The organism is Pseudoflavonifractor phocaeensis (genome assembly GCF_016901955.1).
GTDB classification, from domain to species: domain Bacteria; phylum Bacillota; class Clostridia; order Oscillospirales; family Oscillospiraceae; genus Flavonifractor; species Flavonifractor phocaeensis_A.
Map to the genome: position 1 here is coordinate 1 of NZ_JACJLC010000144.1, position 4,335 is coordinate 4,335.

The following is a 4,335-nucleotide window of genomic DNA, read 5'->3' on the forward strand; positions in this document are numbered from 1 at the left end:
TTGAATCCGTATGCCTTCTGCGAGAATTCTAAACACAAACCGTTCTGCCAAAAGCTATGTCTTGGCAGGACGGTTCTTTTTGCCTTATTATGCGGTGTTGCCCTAACAATAAATATTCCAGCAAAACTATGTTAAAAAGTGGATTTATATTATTTCAATTAACGAAAGGGTTCTTCTAACATAGTTTTTAAGTTCTAACGGCGAAATGGGAATCTCCAAGTAGTTGGGATTGCTATGATGATAAATTTTTGAATATTCATTAATTTCTTCGATTTCTTCTAATTGATCTTTAAGCCTATAAAGTGAAGATTTCGGGTCAGAAGACCTTATTAAGGCTATAAAATCTCCTAACCATTGATTTTCTCTTATATAATTATAATATTTAATTCTAAAAATTCCTTCTATCGTTGGCCGAATACATCTGCAAACTTCTCGTAGATGCAAATCATCCTCATCACTATTGCCTGCGAGAAAGTCTCTCAATGTTTTCAAATCCTTATTAAACCCTGTTAACATCGCTACAGAAAGATTATTTAATGCAAGAATGCTACTATTATTCTTAGTAGTTATTTTAAGGCTTAAAGGTTTTGTAATACATGCGTTGTGAAAGTCGTTTGCAAAATATAAATCATGTGTCAATAAAAAGAGTTGTTCAACCTGTTCTGAAAGGCGTGCTAGTTGTGTTATAGTAGTAGTTTTCCTTTGAGTATCAAAACTTGTAAAGGGATCATCAATAATAACTGTATATTTATCTTTGTTGGGGATCAAATCAAATTTAGCGAGAAAAAAAGAAAGTGCTAACGCATTTTTATCCCCATCGCTTAGATAATACTTTAGTGATGTATTTTCGCGTTGTTTAATATTGATCTCATGTCCGTGAATAGATAGAGAATATACTAAGCGTTGTTTTTTTCCTGCGCTATCTTTAAAAGCCTTAATTTTTGTTAATCTTAAAGAATCGCAAAAAAGCGACAAATACTTGTTTATTTTTTCTATGTATTTTGTTCGTTGCCCTTCTGGCAAAGCAAGCCGCTCGTGTTCTAAGTCAGTAATTTCGCGCGCTAAAGTGTCACGGCTTTTTGCTAATCTAAGATATGCTTTGTTTTTATCTATTTCATCTTTCTTGAGCCCTTCTTTCTTTAGCGTATATCTTTTGTTTCTGATTTTTCCCCTTATTCTTGTGAGTTCGTCAGTCTTGCTTGCTAGTGTCTGCTTAATAGTTGTAATCTCAGAAGCAATTGGTAACTCAAAAAGATTTAAGCGTTCTGGATTATCGTCAATAGAAATTATATATACATTGTCCTCCAGGTAAAAACTGTCAAAGACTTCGATCTGTGGATAATGTTGTTTCCACTTTCCGTTGTTGTAAGTTAATTCCTTATTCGAATCAACAATAAATTTTATAGAAGGGGTACCTTGTGTATCAAAGGTCGTTTTTTTAGTAATTAACGCATCGTACCCAGAAATCGAACGCATCATTACAGAGAAACTTGTTTTACCAAAACCATTGGGCGCATAAATTACATTTGTTTTAGAAAATGTGCCATCCCAATCTGATTGCGTAATATTAAAATTAGAAAAACGGCCATAATTTTGAATTGATATAAGTTTTTTAAACATGATAAAAAACCCTTTCTAACTGCAACTTTAATTATTTTGCTATTTTCAAGTTATTGAAAAGGTAAAAGCCAAGATATTCGGTGTATAAATTCATACTTATTTAAAACAAATAGACTAGACATTTGGTAAAGCTATTTTTCAATAATAGTATTATATCATTATCATACGACCCAAACAATGTACTAGTTTCCTTAATGTGGCTATATAGCAAATTACGTTATGTTTTGAGCCATGGGCAAAAGCCTATGGCGTTTTTTGTGCTCAAAACTGTCCCAAAAGGAGCTTTTTCCTTTACACAATTTGTCGGAAGGCCACTGACCATAGGCTTTCCCCTCCTGGGTATCCGGGCAGCATAGAGATCATCTTTCCTAGAAAACGAACACTTTTTCAGACCGCCGAAGGGAGGTGATAACATGGCGGTATTTCGCATTGAGAAAACCCGCGACTACACGGTGATGTCCAACCACCACCTGCGCAACGCGGGTCTATCGCTGAAATCCAAAGGGCTGCTCTCCATGATGCTGTCCTTGCCGGAGGACTGGAACTACACCACCAGGGGCCTGGCGAAAATCTGCAAGGAGGGCACGGACAGCATTGGCTCTGCCCTGAAGGAGCTGGAACGAGCCGGGTACATAGTTCGCAACCGGCTCCGGGACAGCAAGGGCAAAATCGTGGATGTGGAGTATGTCATCTACGAGACGCCCCATCCCCCGGACGCGGGCCAGCCGTGTGAGGACGAGCCGGATACGGCTTGTCCAGATACGGAAAACCCGGATATGGATAACCCATGTCTGGAAAACCGGCCGCAATTAAATAAAGAGAAAAGAAATCCTGAAGAACAAAATACTGATTCATCAAGTACGGAAGGATCAAATCCTATCCAATCAAGCCCCCAACCCCCCGCAGGAGCCAACAGGACCGGACGGGACTGGATGCGGGAGCGAGAGAGCTATCGGGAGCTGATTTTGGAGAATATCGAGTATGACATCCTCGTACAGAACGAGCGCATGGACCGTGACCGTCTGAACGAACTGGTGGAGCTCATGGTGGATACCGTCTGTTCCCATAGGGGGACGATCCGCATTGCCGGGGACGACTATCCGGCGAAGGTGGTCAAATCCCGGTTCCTGAAGCTGAACAGTTCCCACATCGAGTATGTGCTGGACCGGATGCGGGACAACACCACCTATGTCCGCAATATCAAGAAATATCTGCTGGCTGCCCTGTATAACGCCCCGGCCACCATCGACAGCTACTATGCGTCCCTGGTGAACCACGACCTCTACGGTAGCGGAGAAAGGAGATGATAGGTCATGCAGGAAGAAGTCACCCAGCGCACCGTTGCCCTCTGTGTGGAGGCTACAAAGCTCTCCGCCGGGATGCTGCAACAGGCCATGAAAAAAGTGCTGGACGAGATGCAGAAAGGAGTGACCGGCCGCAAGACCAAGCTGCACCACGGCAAGCAGACCCTCCGGCAGCTTATGAAGCACAACACCGGCGTTTCCAACATCGAGATCACCGATCAGAACATACGGGCCTTTTCCGCCACCGCCAAGAAGTACGGCATTGACTTCGCTCTGAAAAAGGATACCAGCGGCGAGATACCCCGCTATCTGGTGTTCTTCAAGGGCCGGGATGCCGACGTTATCACGGCGGCCTTTCGAGAGTTCTCTGCAAAGAACCTGGAGAAAGAGAAAAAGCCCTCCATCCGCAAGGAGCTGGAGCAGGCGAAGCAGCAGGCCAAAGCCCAGCACCGCCAGCGGGAGAAGGTCAAGACCAAAGACCGGGGTGTGGAATTATGACGGTTGACTGGAAGAAAAAGCTGCTCCCCAACCTCCCGTACCTGCTGTTCGTGTATCTCTTTGATAAGCTCTGCCAGGCGGTGCGCCTTGCACCCGGCCTTGACGCCTCTGAAAAGTTCCTGCATTTGAGCCGGGGCTTTACGGAGGCGTTTTCTTCTGGGCTGTCAAGCCTGCATCCGCTGGACCTGTTGGCAGGTATCGCCGGGGCGGTCATTGTTCGGCTGGCGGTGTACGCCAAAGGGAAAAACGCCCGCAAATACCGCAAGGGCATTGAGTACGGCAGCGCCCGGTGGGGCACGGCGGCGGATATTGCCCCCTATGTCGATTCGGTCCCTGACTGGAACATCCCTCTGACCCAGACGGAAAAGCTCACCATGTCCAGCCGCCCGAAAAATCCCAAGTACGCCCGGAACAAAAATATCCTGGTCATCGGTGGAAGCGGCAGCGGTAAGACCCGGTTCTTCGTCAAACCCTCTCTCATGCAGATGCACAGCAGCTATGTGGTCACCGATCCCAATGGTAATTTACAATAAGGATAAAGGGAGCGCGCACCCTCAAGAAAGGAGGTTACACCCCATGAAGAAACAGCCGGACAAGGGAAAAATCACAGCCCTGTACGAGCGTCTTTCCCATGACGATGAGCGAGCCGGGGAAAGCGTGTCGATAGAAAACCAAAAGCGCATTTTGGAGGACTACGCCCAAAAGAACGGCTTTACGAATATCCGGCACTTCACCGATGACGGAGTGCGGGGAACGACTTTCAAGCGTCCGGGGCTGGACGCTATGCTGGAAGAAATCCGGGCGGGAAATGTGGCTACGGTCATTATCAAAGACCAAAGCAGGATTGGCCGTGATGTTGTCGAAGTGGGGCTTTTGAAGCGCACCTTTGACGAGTACCATGTACGCTTTATTG

General features: G+C 45.4%; 3 protein-coding genes and 1 pseudogene. 3 read left to right on the forward strand and 1 reads right to left on the reverse strand.

Features of this window, described 5'->3' with window-relative positions; genetic code table 11:
* Positions 1-144 precede the first annotated feature (144 nt).
* Positions 145-1,620, reverse strand: coding sequence for an AAA family ATPase (locus H6B51_RS16395; protein WP_204884673.1), 1,476 nt, complete (start codon positions 1,618-1,620; stop codon positions 145-147).
* Positions 1,621-2,033: 413 nt separating this feature from the next.
* On the opposite strand from H6B51_RS16395, the gene H6B51_RS16400 reads away from it, so the two are divergent.
* The 3 genes and pseudogenes from H6B51_RS16400 to H6B51_RS18510 form a co-directional block, all read left to right on the forward strand.
* Complete coding sequence (locus H6B51_RS16400) at positions 2,034-2,927, forward strand: DUF6017 domain-containing protein (protein WP_204884674.1); 894 nt, start codon at positions 2,034-2,036, stop codon at positions 2,925-2,927.
* Positions 2,928-2,933: 6 nt separating this feature from the next.
* Positions 2,934-3,422, forward strand: a complete 489-nt coding sequence (locus H6B51_RS16405; RefSeq protein ID WP_204884675.1) for a PcfB family protein — start codon at positions 2,934-2,936, stop codon at positions 3,420-3,422.
* Positions 3,419-4,335: pseudogene (locus H6B51_RS18510) on the forward strand (recombinase family protein); the annotation flags it as partial. The gene H6B51_RS16405 and the pseudogene H6B51_RS18510, both read left to right, overlap by 4 nt.